The 16,035-nt window shown below is 60.5% G+C and carries 14 protein-coding genes; 9 read left to right on the plus strand and 5 right to left on the minus strand.

All coding sequences use genetic code 11. From position 1 onward, the window contains the following. Positions 1 to 143: 143 nt before the first annotated feature. Positions 144 to 1,103: a glycerate dehydrogenase gene (locus HKX41_04875; GenBank protein ID NNC23489.1), complete on the plus strand. Its 960-nt coding sequence runs from the start codon at positions 144 to 146 to the stop codon at positions 1,101 to 1,103. Between the two features lie 118 nt (positions 1,104 to 1,221). Here HKX41_04875 and HKX41_04880 read toward each other — a convergent pair whose 3' ends face one another. Together HKX41_04880 and HKX41_04885 are read right to left on the minus strand one after the other, a co-directional pair. Then, positions 1,222 to 1,830 carry a DUF938 domain-containing protein gene (locus tag HKX41_04880; GenBank protein NNC23490.1) on the minus strand — a complete coding sequence of 203 codons (609 nt, stop codon included), beginning with the start codon at positions 1,828 to 1,830 and terminating at the stop codon, positions 1,222 to 1,224. A 6-nt stretch (positions 1,831 to 1,836) separates the two neighbouring features. Beyond that, positions 1,837 to 2,481, minus strand: a complete 645-nt coding sequence (locus HKX41_04885; GenBank protein ID NNC23491.1) for an O-methyltransferase — start codon at positions 2,479 to 2,481, stop codon at positions 1,837 to 1,839. 50 nt (positions 2,482 to 2,531) lie between these two features. On the opposite strand from HKX41_04885, the gene HKX41_04890 reads away from it, so the two are divergent. The 8 genes from HKX41_04890 (at position 2,532) to rpoH (ending at position 10,112) form a co-directional block, all read left to right on the plus strand. Continuing rightward, a complete protein-coding gene (locus tag HKX41_04890) occupies positions 2,532 to 3,305 on the plus strand; it encodes a phosphodiesterase (protein NNC23492.1) in 774 nt (257 codons plus the stop codon). Positions 3,306 to 3,663: 358 nt separating this feature from the next. Next, positions 3,664 to 4,434, plus strand: coding sequence for a hydroxymethylpyrimidine/phosphomethylpyrimidine kinase (locus HKX41_04895; GenBank protein NNC23493.1), 771 nt, complete (start codon positions 3,664 to 3,666; stop codon positions 4,432 to 4,434). Further along, positions 4,428 to 5,057, plus strand: a complete 630-nt coding sequence (locus HKX41_04900; protein ID NNC23494.1) for a thiamine phosphate synthase — start codon at positions 4,428 to 4,430, stop codon at positions 5,055 to 5,057. The genes HKX41_04895 and HKX41_04900 overlap by 7 nt, the downstream gene beginning before the upstream one ends. A gap of 122 nt (positions 5,058 to 5,179) precedes the next feature. After that, the gene (hemL, locus tag HKX41_04905; GenBank protein ID NNC23495.1) at positions 5,180 to 6,493 is read left to right on the plus strand and encodes a glutamate-1-semialdehyde 2,1-aminomutase; all 1,314 of its coding nucleotides are present in this window, start codon (positions 5,180 to 5,182) and stop codon (positions 6,491 to 6,493) included. Beyond that, positions 6,378 to 7,484 carry a signal recognition particle-docking protein FtsY gene (gene ftsY / locus HKX41_04910; protein NNC23496.1) on the plus strand — a complete coding sequence of 369 codons (1,107 nt, stop codon included), beginning with the start codon at positions 6,378 to 6,380 and terminating at the stop codon, positions 7,482 to 7,484. The genes hemL and ftsY overlap by 116 nt, the downstream gene beginning before the upstream one ends. A 16-nt stretch (positions 7,485 to 7,500) precedes the next feature. Beyond that, complete coding sequence (ftsE, locus tag HKX41_04915; protein ID NNC23497.1) at positions 7,501 to 8,160, plus strand: cell division ATP-binding protein FtsE; 660 nt, start codon at positions 7,501 to 7,503, stop codon at positions 8,158 to 8,160. Next, positions 8,160 to 9,122: an ABC transporter permease gene (locus HKX41_04920; GenBank protein ID NNC23498.1), complete on the plus strand. Its 963-nt coding sequence runs from the start codon at positions 8,160 to 8,162 to the stop codon at positions 9,120 to 9,122. Before ftsE ends, HKX41_04920 begins: the two co-directional genes overlap by 1 nt. Positions 9,123 to 9,236: 114 nt before the next feature. Then, the gene (rpoH, locus tag HKX41_04925) at positions 9,237 to 10,112 is read left to right on the plus strand and encodes an RNA polymerase sigma factor RpoH (protein ID NNC23499.1); all 876 of its coding nucleotides are present in this window, start codon (positions 9,237 to 9,239) and stop codon (positions 10,110 to 10,112) included. A gap of 567 nt (positions 10,113 to 10,679) precedes the next feature. Here rpoH and HKX41_04930 read toward each other — a convergent pair. From HKX41_04930 to rluD, 3 genes are all read right to left on the minus strand, one after another. Then, positions 10,680 to 14,213 carry a mechanosensitive ion channel gene (locus HKX41_04930; GenBank protein NNC23500.1) on the minus strand — a complete coding sequence of 1,178 codons (3,534 nt, stop codon included), beginning with the start codon at positions 14,211 to 14,213 and terminating at the stop codon, positions 10,680 to 10,682. Positions 14,214 to 14,300: 87 nt separating this feature from the next. Next, positions 14,301 to 15,047, minus strand: coding sequence for a peptidoglycan editing factor PgeF (pgeF, locus tag HKX41_04935; GenBank protein ID NNC23501.1), 747 nt, complete (start codon positions 15,045 to 15,047; stop codon positions 14,301 to 14,303). Next, on the minus strand, positions 15,044 to 16,012 hold the full coding sequence (gene rluD, locus HKX41_04940; protein NNC23502.1) for a 23S rRNA pseudouridine(1911/1915/1917) synthase RluD: 969 nt from the start codon (positions 16,010 to 16,012) through the stop codon (positions 15,044 to 15,046). The genes pgeF and rluD overlap by 4 nt, the downstream gene beginning before the upstream one ends. Positions 16,013 to 16,035: the final 23 nt, after the last annotated feature.

The raw sequence follows: 16,035 nt of genomic DNA on the forward strand, positions 1-16,035 counted from the left end.
GGTGGCAGCGATTGAACGTCACGAGTTCGTGTGAAATCGGCTGATAAAAACAGCCGGTTCGCCACGGCGCCGTCGCGGCACGGTCGCTGACGGCCCGGGCGTTCTAGCTGCGCACGCCACGTTTACACATTATTGGAGCCGACATGCCGCTTACGGGCTGTTTTCTGGATACAGGCACCCTGCCCGGTGCCCTGGACTGGGCTGGGCTGACCGCAAGCCTCGACAACTGGCACTGGCACCACAACACAGCGCCCGACGATCTAGCCGCTCGGCTTAGCGATGTCGACGTCGCCGTGACCAACAAGATTGTGCTCGATGCCAATACGCTGGCCGCCCCCCCCCACCTGAAACTGGTCGGCATCGCGGCTACCGGCATCAATAATATTGACAAGACTGCCGCCCGACAGCACGGCATCGACGTCGTCAACGTCACCAATTACGCCACCGAATCGGTCTGCCAGCAGGTCTTTGCCTTCATTCTGGCGCGGGCATCGCGGGTTACCGATTACGACCAGCTGGTCAAAACCGGTGGCTGGACTGAATCGGAGTTTTTCTGCCGGATGGCATATCCAGTGGAACAGATCGCCGATCAAACGCTGGTCATCGTGGGCGGCGGCGACATCGGCAACGCTGTGGCCGCCGCGGGACGCGGCTTCGGTATGCGGGTTGTATTCGCCGAGCGCCCCGGCGCGGACACCGTGCGTGCAGATCGTCTGGCGTTCAACGAGGCCCTAGCCGAAGCGGACGCGCTCAGCCTCCACTGCCCGCTAACCGATGCGACCCGCGATTTGATCGACGCCGACGCACTCGCACGCATGAAGTCGACAGCCATGGTCATCAATACGGCACGCGGCGGGCTAATCAATGCGTCCGCGTTGGCCAACGCACTGCGTGCCGGTGAAATTGGCAGTGCGGCGATCGACGTGCTCGACGCCGAACCACCGCCCGCGACCCATCCACTATTGGCCGGCGATATCCCGAACCTGACCATCAATCCGCACGTCGGCTGGGCCAGTCAGACAGCGCGCCAGCGTGTGCTCGATCAACTCACGGCCAAGATTACGGCGTTCACCCGCGGCGAATCATTGACGACAGTCAACTAAACCACATGCACGGTGCCAACCAATCTCAAGCGAAGTCGGCCACTCGCGGCTTGTGAGCCAGCTGCGCGATCACCGGGGCCACAACGCGGCTACGCTCCTTATGCGCGGGGGCTATGTTTTAATCCCGGCGCCAAATGACCAGCCGATTATTCGCTGGCATGTCGATTCGCGCAGTGGATGTTAAGCCAGCGTGACCGGCCAGCTCATCCAGCTCGGCGAGTTCGCGCACGCCCATGGCCGCGTCCTGCGCACGCAGCGCGCGATCGAAGCGTTCGTTGCCAGTCGCCGGCGGGCCTTCCGCGGCATCGAAAAACGGGCCGTAAAGACAAAACACACCAGCGGCGGCCAGATGGGTGCCAGCGCCCGCGAATAAAGCCTCGACCGCGTTCCAATCCATAATATGGGCGACGTTGGCCGCAAACACGGCGTCGTATACATCGTCTGGCCACCGTTGTCGCACATCAAGCGCCAACGGCGTGGGCAGATGCTGCGCACTCAGACTCCGGTCGTCGGCAATTGCGGCCGCGAGTCGACGGACATGTCCAGGTGCTTCGCTGGTCTGCCAGCGCGTTGCGGGTAAGTGGTGCGCGGCATAGCGGGCATGAGTGGCATCACCGGCGCCGACCTCGAGTACCGAGGCTGCACTATGCAACCAAGGCAACAACGCCTCGAAAATCGGACGCTTGTTGCGCTCGGCCGCGCTGGAATCGCCAATGCCTTCAGTCATGGTTAGTTACAACACACGCGCCAGCGTCAAACCGTCGCCGACCGGCAGCACGCTCAAATCGATACGCGCATCGGCGTGCAAATGCCGGTTGAACGCCCGGATGGCTTCGGTATTGGCATCATCATAGCGCGGATCCTCAGCTTGGCCATGCCACAGTGTGTTGTCAGCCAGAATGAGTCCGCCCGGCCGAACCAGCCGCAGACAACGCTCGTAGTAGTCGATATAGCCAACCTTGTCGGCGTCGATCAGGGCCATATCGTAGGTCTTCTCGTGGCCCGCATTAAGTTCGCGATCCAACATCGCCAGCGCTTTATCGATGACGAGCTCGATCCGATCCGACAACCCGGCTTCTGCCCAAGACGATCGCGCGCGCTCCGTGATCGCCGGATCACTATCGCAGGCCAGCAGCCGGCCATCCGAGCCGAGCGCGTCGGCAAGCCAAAGCGCCGAGTAACCGGCGAACACGCCGAGCTCCAATGCCTGCCGTGCACCGATTAGTCGGGCTAGAAAGTAGATCTGTTGGCCCTGTTCGGGATCGATCTGCAGATTGGCACGGCCCGCGGCCTCGGTTGTTTGTCGATTGGCAGCCGCAGCTGCCGATTCACGCACGCCTATGCTTCTAAGATAAGCCACTGTGCTGTTATTAACCATAGAATGGAACCTATTTGACGCGCTGCCACGAAACCCGTTCGAAACACGTCATGGCGAAACAGATCCTCCATATTACCGATCCACACCTGGTTGGCGAACCCGGCGCCACATTGCACGGCTGGCGCGTTCATGATGCATTCGAGACCGTGCTGGCCGATGCCCTGGCGTTCGCACCAAATGCCGACGCCCTGGTTCTTGGCGGCGATCTGGTCGATGACGCATCAACGATGGGTTATCGCCGGCTCAACGAGCGGCTGGCGCCACTTACCATGCCAGTGCTCGCGATCGCCGGTAACCACGAGTCTCCGGATGGCATGGCCCGCGAACTGACCAGCACGACCGTACACGGACGAATCGATCTCGGCGACTGGGTACTCACCGGACTAAACAGCCACCGCCCCGATTCCCAGGCCGGCCGGCTCGGTACCACACAGATCGCCGCGCTAGCACGCGAACTCGCCGACGACCCACGCCCGCACGCCCTGTTCGTCCATCATCCGGGATGGGCGATCGGCAGTGCGTGGCAGGATGCCATCGGTCTGGCGGATCGCGACGCACTGGCCGCAGTCGTGGCCGACGCGCCTAACGCGCGGGCGCTGGTCTGCGGCCACGCGCACCAAGCCGGGTCCAAATCATTGCCCGGCGCCACCGGTTTTCTGACGGCTTCCACCATGCGCCAATTCAAGCCAGGCGCCACAGCGTTTACCGAGGACCATGCTCGGGCGCCTGGATATCGCGTGCTGACCCTCGACAGCAATGGTCACGTGTCCAGTACGCATCGCCGTGTTGCCGCAGCCTGGGCCGCATTCGTGGATGCCAATTAAACGCCTGTTTTCGACGCCCGAATTAACAAACAGGTGTAAAAAATTGAGCGCACTCGAAAAAAGCGGTTAGTGCACAAAACCTGTGGATAACATTGTGGACAACATCCGCATGAGTCGCCTGTGTAGTTATCAATCAGCGGTTTGCGCACACAGGATAGTTTGTAACCAGTTTGAAATTAAAATTTAAAATCAATAACTTAACGAACAACCCGGGCTTCAGCCCTGATCCGGATGGCCAGCGAGACCTCTGCACTCGGCGCCTGTGCATAAGCTGTTCTGTCAAGCATTTTTTTCACCGATTTACATGCTGCGAACCTGGCCCCGGTCGACGCTTATCGAACGGTGTTAGATTAACGACATGACAAGGCCGACCGTTCTCATTTGCGCCGGGCACGATCCAAGCGGCGGCGCCGGTATCCAAGCCGATATCGAGGCCGTCGCGGCTCTCGGCGGTCACGCCACAACAGTGATCACAACACTGACCGACCAGGACACGTCCGACGTACACGCCACGCTGACCGTCGACGACACGTTCTTTACCCGGGCCGTGGGCACCCTATGTGCGGACATGCCGCCAACCGCGATCAAAACCGGCGTACTGGCCAGCGTCGCGCAAATCGAACGCGTATGCGCTATCAAACACACACATCCCGATGCGCCGCTGGTTATCGACCCGGTGCTGGCAGCGGCCGGCGGCGGACGACTGGCCGACGACAGCATTGGCTACGCCCTAGTCCGACGCTTGATGCCCGCAGCCGATTTGGTCACGCCCAATCTCCTCGAGGCCCGGCGACTGACCGATGCCGATGCCGGCGCCGAAACATGTGCCCATGAGCTAGCCGAACTCGGCACCAGCGCGCTGGTCACCGGTGGTGACACGGACGACGCCGTTTCCGTACTCGCCACCCCGGCCGGGGACGTGACACATTTTCACCATGAGCAGCTCGCCGGTGGTCCATTCCACGGCTCTGGCTGCACGTTGGCCAGCGCGATCGCGACCCAACTCGCCCACGGGCAACCACTAAACGCGGCTATCGAAAGCGCAGCAGCCTATGTCCACGCCTGCCTAGCGCGTGCCGACTGTCCGGGTCACGGTCAACCATTACCGGAGCGCATACAATCATGTTAGCCGCAATGCGTGGCGTCTACGCCATCTACGATCGATCCACACTGGCCGACGATGCGCTGGCAAGTGTGGATGCCGTGCTCGAAGCGGGTGTGACGTGGCTGCAATATCGCGACAAACGCACCGGTGCTCCCGATCCCACGCTCGCGCGCCGACTCGCCGATACTGCACACGCGGCCGGCGTCGGATTTATTGTCAACGACGACTGGCGCCTGGCACTGGATATCGGCGCTGACGGCGTTCATCTCGGCACGGCCGACGGCGACTGCCGGACCGCGCGTGCGGCGCTCGGCCCCGATGCCGTCATCGGCGCTAGTTGCCAATCCTCGATCGAGCGCGGCCGCGCAGCCCTGGAAGCCGGCGCCAGCTACTTGAGCTTCGGACGTTTTTTCACCTCCGAAACCAAACCCGACGCGCCGCCAGCCGATCCAGGTGTGCTCGGCCAGGCGCGCGCGCTTGGCCACCCGATCGTGACCATCGGCGGGATCGATGCATCCAACGCATCCACGCTGATCGAAGCCGGCGCCGACGCCGTGGCGGTCTCAGGCGCGATTTTCCGCAGCACTGAGCCAGCGGCTGAAGCGCGCAAACTCGTCGCATTATTTGACCCGCCTCAGCCAAATTAATCGGCCCGGCTAGCTCGGTGGCGCTACTCACAGCCGACCTTGTCGCGCTGACCTCGCCCGATATTGGCACGCTGACTTAAAATCGGGCGGTCAAGCCCAATACTGTTCCGGAGTTCGACTCGATGAGCCACGATTTCAGCCCACCCGGCCCACATTCACAGGCGTTATTCGAGCGCGCGTGCGAAGTCATGCCCGGCGGCGTCAATTCTCCGGCGCGGACGTTCAACGCCGTCGGCGGCAGCCCTGTTTTCATGGATCGTGCCGAGGGCGCACATATCTTTGACGTCGACGGCAACGCCTATATCGACTACGTCGGTTCTTTCGGGCCAATGATCCTGGGCCACGCCGATCCAACCACGGTCGCGGCGGTACAGAACCAAGCCGCCAAAGGCCTGTCGTTCGGTGCGCCGACGGGCCTGGAAACCGAGCTCGCCGAACTGATCCGCGACATGATCGACTCGGTCGAATCGGTGCGCATGGTCAACTCCGGCACCGAGGCTACAACCACTGCCGTCAGGTTGGCGCGCGGTGCGACTGGCCGCAACAAGATCGTGAAATTCGCCGGTAATTACCACGGCCACGTCGACCCATTACTGGTCAGCGCCGGCTCGGGGGCACTGACGCTCGGCATTCCTGGCTCGCCGGGCGTCCCCGAAGCCGTGGTCGCCGACACACTGGTGGCCACTTATAACGATCTGGCCTCGGTTGAAGCCGCCTTCGCCGAACACGGCGACGACATCGCTGGCATCATCGTCGAGCCAGTGGCCGGCAACATGAACTGTGTGCCGCCGGTCGACGGCTTTCTGGCAGGCTTGCGCGGTCTGTGCGACCGCTACGGCGCGGCACTCATCTTCGACGAGGTTATGACCGGGTTTCGGGTGCACCCAGCTGGCGCTCAAGCATATTTCGGCGTCACACCCGACATCACAGCGCTCGGCAAGATTGTTGGTGGCGGCATGCCAGTGGGCGCGGTTGGTGGCTCGAAAGCCATCATGGAATCGCTGGCGCCGGCCGGATCAGTCTATCAAGCCGGCACACTGGCCGGGCATCCCCTGGGCATGGCCGCGGGTATCGCCACGCTGCAACAAATCCGCGACCACGACGTGCACGCCGCGATCGAGCCGAACATCACGCGTTTGCTGGCCGGCTTGGAACAACGTGCCGCCAACGCTGGCGTAGCATTGACCACCCAGCGCGTGGGCGCAATGTTCGGACTGTTTTTCACCACCGAAGATGCGGTGACCCGCTTCGAACAGGTCGCGGCCTGTGATACCGAGGCTTTCGCGCGTTTCTTCCATACGCTGCTGGCCGAGGGTGTCTATCTTGCGCCCTCGGCGTTCGAGGCCGGCTTCATGTCACGCGCCCACGACAACACCATCATCGACCGGACATTGGCTGCCGCCGAGCCGGCATTCGCGGCCGCTGCCCGGCGTTAACGCGTCCCAGTCCACCAACCAACAGGCAATCATCTTGGCCAGATCGAAACGTAGCGGAATCAAGCAGCCGGGTTTTTTAACCCGCATGCGCGCGAGCCTTAATCGCGGCAATTCGTGGCTGACTTATGATTTGCGCAATCTCTTGCCAGGCGAGACCATCGATCAAGACGCGCTCGATGAGCTCGAAGCCCGGCTGTTGACCGCCGACATGGGCGTAGACGCCACGAGTCGCATCATGGAGCGCGTTCAAAGCCTATACGACGGTGGCCGCATCACGTCACGCAAACAACTCGCCAGCGCTCTGAAAGAGCCGATGAGTGACGTCCTGAAACCGGTGGAACAGCCGCTGAACGTCGAGCGCGAATCCGGCCCATTCGTCATGCTGGTCACGGGCGTTAACGGTGTCGGCAAGACCACAACGATCGGCAAATTGGCTCGCAAATACGTCGATGCTGGCTACAGCGTCATGCTCGCCGCCGGCGATACATTTCGGGCCGCCGCCGTCGAACAACTCCAGGAATGGGGTGAGCAAAACGGCGTATCGGTCGTCGCCCAGGGGACAGGCGCCGATGCTGCGTCGGTCGCATTCGATGCCTATGCGCGGGCCGCGGCGCAAGGTGTCGACGTGCTAATCGCCGATACAGCCGGCCGGCTGCACACCCAGGACAACCTCATGGGCGAGCTGGCCAAGGTCAAACGCGTACTCGGCAAGCAGGACACAACCGCACCGCACGAGACCATGCTGGTTGTCGACGCGACTACCGGCGGCAACGCCTTGGCCCAGGCACGCTCGTTCCACGATAGCATCGGTCTCACTGGACTGACGGTGACCAAACTCGATGGCACAGCGGCAGGCGGTGTAATTTTCGCGATCGCGGAAACAATGGCACTGCCGATCCGGTTTATCGGCATTGGTGAAACAACCGAAGACCTCGACGTATTCGATGCCGAGCGTTTCGTCGACGCTGTATTCAGCGACCGATCGGCCTGACCGACGTATGAGCGACATCGTCACGTTCGACAACGTCGTCAAACGCTATCCCGGCAACCAGGTCGCGTTGAATAACGTCACACTGCGGTTGGGCCGTGGCGAAATGGCGTTCGTGACCGGCCATTCAGGGGCGGGCAAATCGACGCTGATCAAACTGATCGGCCTCCTCGAGCGGCCGACCCGCGGGCGTGTGTTCGTCAACGGTATGGATCTGTCGGGCGTCAAACGACGCGATGTTGCCCATTATCGTCAACGGCTCGGATTGATCTTTCAAAGCTACAACCTGCTCCACGACCGCAGTGTGTTCGATAACGTCGCGCTCCCACTCGAAATCCGCGGCACACCACGCGCTACGCTGAACCGTAACGTGCGCGCGGCGCTGACCACGGTCGGACTGCTGCAATACGAGCACAGCCTGCCGACCGTACTGTCCGGCGGCGAACAACAGCGCATCGGCATCGCCCGCGCGGTTGTCAGCCGACCGCATCTGCTGCTGGCCGACGAACCCACGGGTAACCTCGACCCCGATCTGTCGGCAGACATCATGACGCTATTCCGGCGCCTGAATCAGGCGGGCACAAGCGTGTTGATCGCCACGCACGATATCGCGCTGATCGAAGGCCTGGGCCGACGCCGTATACAGCTCGACCACGGCGAACTAGGTGCGTCACGCTGATGGCCGGTGCCGAACGCAACCGTGCCCAGCCAACACGCCCGACGCGCGACCACGGCGCAGTCGGTCGCTGGTTTGAAGCGCATGGCCGCTGCCTACGCTCGAGTCTCGACCATATCGCGCGCCGGCGGCTTGCCAGCGCGCTTACGATCGTGGTCATCGGTATCACACTCGCACTGCCGACCGGGTTATTCATAGCCGCCAAGAACCTGGCGCAAATAACCGCGAACTGGCAGCAGAGCGTGACGGTATCGCTGTATCTGAGTCCGAACGCCGATGGCCCTACACTGACACAACAATTAGGCGATAAACCCAATATCGCCAGCGCGGAATTCGTCTCGGCCCGACAGGGTCTAGCGGAATTGAAAAAACACAGCGACCTCGGCCCAGCGCTGGATGCACTCGGCCGCAACCCTTTGCCGGCCGTGATCCGCATTCATCCGAGACCCGGGATCGCGAGTGAACAGGTTCAGTCCCTAGCCAAGCAGTTGGGCCAACGTTCGGGTGTGGCGCGCGCCCGGCTCGATGCCGGCTGGATCCGTCGACTGAACGCCATCGTCGACCTGGCGACCCGTGCTGCCGTCGTTGTGGCCATTTTGCTGGGCTGCGCGGTGCTGTTCATCGTCGGCAACACCATCGGCCTTGAAATCGAGAACCGTCGCGACCAGATAGAGGTAATGAAATTACTGGGGGCGACCGACGCGTTCATTCGCCGGCCATTTATATATGGCGGCCTATGCTATGGGCTATTCGGCGGTCTAGTCGGCCTAGTCATACTCGGAGCGGCAGCACTCGCGCTGCACAGCCCTTTGAATGACTTGGTCGCCGCCTATAACGGCCAACTGTCGATTGTCGCTCTCAGTGCGACCGGCGCACTGACCATGGTCGCCATCGGTATGGCGCTCGGCTGGGTAGGCAGCGTATTCGCATCGACCCGCCGATTAGCCGCTATCGAGCCACGTTGATTAAGACTTTAGTGGAACTTGCTAGGTTTCTCGTTGTCTTAAAAATAACGGTGACCATTTCTAGGCCCGCCTTGTTATCATATTGCATAATGCAAAAGCCAGGAGACTTTGTCCATGGCGCAACCTCTTAGCACAACCGCCGACGGTTCGATGAATCTACCGACGCTATCGTCGGCCAGCATCGACTCCTATCTTCAGACCGTGTCCAACATACCGGTTCTGGAAGCCGACGAGGAATATGAACTCGCCGAGCGACTGCGCGATGATAACGACATCGCAGCGGCACAGAAACTCATTCTTTCCAATCTGCGGTTCGTGGTGCACGTGGCCCGCGGTTATGCCGGCTACGGCCTCGCGCTTTCCGATCTGATTCAGGAAGGCAACATCGGTTTGATGAAAGCCGTCAAACGGTTCGATCCGGACGTTGGCGTGCGGCTTATCTCGTTCGCGGTGCACTGGATCCGCGCCGAGATCCACGAATACATCCTGCGCAACTGGCGCATCGTCAAGGTCGCCACGACCAAAGCCCAGCGTAAGCTGTTCTTCAATCTTCGGAGCTCGAAGAAACGCCTCGGCTGGATGAACAACGACGAGGTTCAAAACGTCGCCGGCGATCTCGGCGTCAAGCCCGAGACCGTGTTGCAGATGGAGCGCCGGTTGTCCAACACCGACGCCGCATTCAACGCACTGCCGGGCAACGACGACGAATCGAGCTACGCACCCGAAGACTATCTATCGGCCGACGATGGCTACGATCCGGCCTCGGATGTTGAGACCAACGACTGGCAGACCTACCAGCACGCGAACCTATCAACAGCGATGACACTGCTCGACGATCGCAGTCGTGACATTCTGGAGTCGCGCTGGCTGACCGAAGACAACAAAACCGGTCTGCAGGAACTCGGCGACAAATACCAGGTTTCCGCCGAGCGTATCCGCCAGCTCGAAACGGCCGCGATTAAGAAACTGCGCGGCGCGATGGCCGCCTGAGACCACTCGGCCACCGTTGCATCGACACCAGTCGATATAACCAACCGGCCAACGCAACACCTCTGGGCGGGCGTCGGCTCGCCCGGGGCACCGCCGACGACGGCTGCCCCGCGCTGACAGGCGCCGCCGCCCCCACCCAAGTCACGCCACCGCTAATTCGCACTGGCCCTTAATCCGAGCCAGACGCGGCGCGACGTTGATTGGGGCACGCGCGTTTTGCCGACTTCGGTCAGCAAACCATTCACGAGCAGCTAGCGCGTAGACGCCGATCTAGCGCCGATTCTGCTATCGCGCGTTTATGCCACGATCCAACCACGGCATCTGCATGGATGCGCTCCAGCTGGCCAATTGCCATCGACTGTGCGCCTGCAATCCACGCCCGAGGCGGAACGTGCCCAAATACCAGGCACATATTTCGCAGGTGTATGACCATGCGCTGGCGAGCACGCACGCGCAGATCGCGAGCCACCACGGGCCAGCTTTGAGCAGGCTCTCGTGCGAACAGCTCCAGCCGCCGAAATGAGCGCTGGCCATGACTACCATCAGGCGCTGTGGGACGTCCGACGGCTAGCCACCGCCATCGCCACCACCACCGTCGCCCGAGCCGCCATCGCCGCCGCTCGGTCTGCGTTCCCGAGTCATGCGTCTCGTTTGGGTTGGGCGCTCGGTCCTCGATTCAGAAGCTTCAGAAGCTTCTGAATCGACATCGGCCTCGGATTCGGACTCAGATGCAACTTCAGTCGCATTTGAAGACTCGTTGTCGCCACCGGCTAACCAACCCGCTACTGAATCGTCGACCGAGCGTAGGTGTAGATCGCGTTGCTCGAAGGTAATACGCACATCCTGACCCGCAAAGGCATCGTGAATCGCCGTATAGAGCGCGTGCTGGAGTGGCATCCAGTTGTTATAAGGATCGCGGTAATAAACGCGCCCGTCGAAGCGCAAACCGTGATCGTCAAAGCCCACCATATAAACCGATGGCGGTGGGCTATCCAACACTTGCGGCTGGGCATCGATAACCTCGTAGATCAGGCGCTGGACCTTGTCGGTATCGGTTTTAAAGGCCACACGCACGCTAACCACCATGCGAGCTATATCGTCAGACAACGTCCAATTGACTATCGTTTCTGTGATAAACGTCTGGTTGGGGATAACCACTTCCTTGTTATCCCAGTCGGTGATCGTGGTGGCACGGATCCGCACACGCGAGATCACACCGGTTAGCGTGCCGACTGTCGCGATATCGCCAACCCGAACCGGCCGTTCGAACAAGATAATCAGACCGGAAATAAAGTTGGCGAAAATCGCCTGCAAGCCGAACCCGAGTCCCACGCCAAGTGCTGCGACCAGCCACTGGATCGAAGACCAGCTAACCCCGATCAGCTTGACCGCAACCCAGAGGCCAACGAAAAAAATGAAGTATTTGAAAAGCGTCGCCACGGCATAGCGGCTACCCGACGTCATGGATAGCCGCTGCAATATCGAGATTTCGAGAAAGCCCGGCAGGTTACGGCCGGCCAAGAAGGTGGCAACGCCCACGATCAGTGCCAAAAGTAACGCACCAAGCGTGATGTTTACGCTTTGCGTGTGACCGTTGATGGTGCTGGTGTTATTCCAAAGCGTGATCTGATTGAGCACATCCAGCGCCGGCAAAGTATTCGACCAGATAAACAACAGCCCGGCGCCCAACAAGAGCATGACCACGAGTTTGATCAATCCCCGGGTATGTGCGCCGATCTGTGGCAGATCGATTTCAGGCTCATCACCGGTATCAGCCGCCGTATCGCCGCCACCTTGGTCACGGGCCATTCTTGCCTGGCGCGCTTCTTCCCGGCGTTTACGCGCTTTCTGCAACGCCAAGCGCCTTACCACTACGGTTAGCCAGCGCAACACAATGCCGTAGATCACCGTGCCGCCGCCGATCAAGGCAGCCGAAGTGAAAAATCGAGTTTGGATTTGCAGCGCTGTGTACAGATAACCCATGCTGGCAAACACTGCCAATGCAACAGGCATCACCGCCGCGATCGGCAACCAGAAATAACCGCCCCGCCATACCGGTGTATCAGGCGCGAACACATGCGACAAAACGCCACGCGTCGGCAGGAAAAAGCGAACGGCAAAGCCCGCGATAACGAGCGAACTGAAGATAAACGCAACGCGGCCCAACGTGCCTCGGAACACGTCGTCATCCAGATACATGACGACCGCGACCAGAAACGACGGCACGAGCAACAGACCTAACAGTATCAGCAGGCTACGGTTGAGCGTACGGCGGGCCTCGAGCGGCCATTTGAAATGGGCATCGGCCAAGCCATTGTCGCGGCTTATCTGGATAAAGAAATTCAGATACACCACAAGCATGGCGACTTGGAACACACCGGTCCCGACCGCCTGAGCAAACGCATCCGGCTGGCCGCCGTAAATGATCAGGGCCCAGACGCCGAGGAGCGCAAGTGGCACTGGCACGGTGAGCAATAACGTCATCAGTCCGGCGCGCAACGTCAGCCAGATCGTGTCATCACCAACACGCCCAACAGGCTTGGCTAAACTCGCGAGCCGCGCCGGCAACAGTCGACACACAAAAGCCAGACCAGCAAGAACTATGATGCCCAGCCCTGTCAGGAAAGGGTAAGTGCTCAGACCACGCCATACGGACGCGAGCACGCCAGCCCATTTGGACGGCGCCAAAAATTTGGGCACGGCCGCGGCTAATCGCCCGCCCCAGGCGAGATCAAGCGGCTTCGACGAGGGCAACCAGAACAGGCGTTCATTTAAAAGTTGATGAAAGTTGGTCAGCGTTTCATCGAACTGGCTGGCAAGTTGACGCAGATCTTTACCAATCTCAACGTAGCGGCCGGTTTCAGACTGTAGTCGCTCGGCAATCTCGCGTCGCAATTTCAATTCACGCACAAGCGAACGGTGCTGATTCGCGTCGAGCTTGGCGCCAGCTTTTTGTGTCAACTGGTGCGCGCGTTGATCCAGGTTCTTTAGATCGTGAATCTGCTGGCTAAGCTGGAAGTTATTGAGTTGAACGCTGGCCAAATCGCCAATCTGCCCAAACGGACCATCAGGTGATCCGACCATGCTGCGTTTTGGTAGCTGACGCCGCTGCTGTCGCAACAACTGACCCAGCGCCGCGGAACCAGCACCAATCGACAACTGCTGATGCACGAGGTTCAAGCGACGCTGCAGCGACTCAAGCCGTGAACGTTCACGCGCCCGTCGTTTCGCGAGACCATCGGTTTGGTTAGCGCGGTCGACCAGCGAAGCAGCCATTTCAACGTTTTGCTGCGCGGTCTGCGCCAGAATGGAGTCACCATTTTTAAAGCTATCGAGACGGGTCTCGGCGCGCTTTCTAAGTGCCTGTGCCGATTCCTGGCGCTCGACGCTCAACCTTTTATTGACAATTGCCAGTTTCTGGTTGGTTACGCTGACACGTTCTTCAAGCAGGGATTGCCGGGTATTGACCAGTTGCTTGCGGGCGCCAAGCGTGGCCAACGATTTTTTGAGGTAAGCAATATGGGCCATGGTCCGCGCGCGCCTGGCCTCGGCCAATGTTTGTTGCCCCGCCTTCTTTTGTTCACCGTTGCCCGTGCTCGGGGCGGTCAATGCCTCTTCTTGTTGGCGCTTTTTGGCCCGCAGCTCTTTCAGCTTGGCGCGTGCTTTTTGGGGCAACTGCGTAAACGTGGCCAGCTTGCCGCGGGCATCGCTTAGCTCGGATTTATATGTTTTTAGCTGATCTCGAAGCGCGTTGGCCTGACCCGCAAGGTCGGCGGCCGACCCCACAGATATTTGTTCGCGATTCTTTCCAGCGATCTGTTTACGCTGGGCCTGGTATTTAGCACTTTTAGGTTTTGCGTTTTGAGCTTTAGCCGCCAGCTCTCGGGTCTTTTTTTTAAATTCCGCAGCCGTTTGATAGGCCGACAACGCCTTTTTATAGGTCGAAAGACGCTGTTTTTTCTTAGTCGAATCTTCGCCGTCCTGGTTTTGCTCCAGTTTGTTGACGGTCTGCTGTATCGAGTCGATCTGCGACTGAATATAATCTGACTGGGCCGCCAGCCCCGTGGCCGAAACCAACGCGACAAGCAGGCAAATTAGCATCAAGAACGCCGTGCGCCGAGTCGACATTTGGGCTCACAATTTATGCACTGGGCGAATTTTACGGCTTATCCGCACCAACGTAATTTATCACGCTACCGTCGTGGCCCAACCAATCACACTAGCCATGCGACCGGTGGCGCCATCACGCCGATAAGAAAAGAAACGGCCCGCGTCACTGTAGGTGCAGAGATCGCCGCCATAAATCTCACCGACACCGGCACGTGTCAGTTGAGCACGCGCCACGGCGTATAAATCAGCACGATAGCGCACGCCATCCGGGTCAAATGCGTGCTCGGCCTCCGGAACGTCTGTCAGCAATGCGTCGCGTACGTCGGTGTCCACCCGAAACATCGATGGACCAATCGCTGGTCCGAGCCAAGCGAGCAGGCGCTCGGCAGCTACCGGCATAGCCGACACAGTAGCTGCGATCACGCCAGCGGCCAGGCCACGCCAACCACCATGCACTGCCGCCCAGGCATGCCCGTGGCGATCGCACAACAAAATTGGCAGACAGTCAGCCGTTAGTACCGCACACACGCGTTGTTCGTCGGTCGCAACGGCAGCATCCGCCGGATGCGCGACCGGATGGTTGGCATCAGCGACACGCGCACCATGCTCCTGAGACAACCAGACAGGCGCCGAAACCAAGTCGAGCTCGGCAGTCAGCAATGCCCGGTTCGCAGTCACATCCGTGCCAGCCGCAGCCGGTCCGCCCGCGCCCAGATCCAAGCCATCGCGCGGTGCCGGACTGACGCCGCCAACACGTGTAGTCGTACCGGCCACCAGACCGGTCGGGGCGGGCCAATCCGCGGTGATAAATGAGTTCGGATTCATTGGCTACCACCATCGTTTGTCAGCGCGTTGATCAGCTCGGCCAGATCAGTCGGGCGCGGCGCTTCGAATGAAAGCATCTGCCCACTTACCGGATGATTAAACGCCAGCCAGCGCGCGTGCAGCGCCTGACGCGGGAATTCGCGCAACAGCCCGGCAGTATCCACGCCATAACCGGCCGTCGGCTGCGCGCCACGACCGTAAGTTGGATCCCCGACAAGCGGTAGCCCGATATGCGCCAGATGTACGCGAATCTGGTGTGTGCGTCCGCTTTCCAGCGAGCAACAAAGATGCGTGTGGCGACGAAACCGGGCTTGGCAGCGATAACGCGTTACAGCGGGCCGGCCGCGGTCGGTCACGGCCATGCGCTGGCGGTTCGTCTTGTGGCGACCGATGGGTGCATCGACACGGCCACCAGCAACCGGCGTGCCACGCGCCACTGCCTCGTACTCGCGTTTAACGCGGCGCTCGGCCAACGCCGCGACCAACGCCTGATGGGCGGCGTGCGTTCGCGCCACTACGCAAAGCCCCGTTGTGTCCTTGTCTAAGCGATGAACGATCCCGCTACGCGGCAGACACGCCAGCTGTTGATCGTAGTAAATCAGCGCGTTTTGCAACGTGCCACTGGCATTGCCCGCCCCGGGATGCATCACGCGCCCCGCGGGTTTGTTAATCACCAAAATCGAGCTGTCCGCATACACAACGTCCAGCGGTATGGCTTCGGGGCCCACTTCGGTCGCATGCGGATCGTCGGGCACACACAGCTCGACGACTTCCCCACCCTGGACTTTTGATTTGGCCGGCGCCGCCGCACCATCGACCGTGAGCGCGCCATCGGCCAGCCAACGCTTCAAGCGCTCGCGCGAAAAATCGGGCAAACAATCGGCTAATGCCCTGTCCAGCCGCTGACCAACGGCAGTGGCATCCAGGATTCGACGATAGTAGCGCTCGCGATAATCAGCCGGCATTGGGTACACTGGGCGGGTGTTAC

The organism is Salifodinibacter halophilus, from assembly GCA_012999515.1.
Classification (GTDB): Bacteria; Pseudomonadota; Gammaproteobacteria; order Nevskiales; family Salinisphaeraceae; genus Salifodinibacter; species Salifodinibacter halophilus.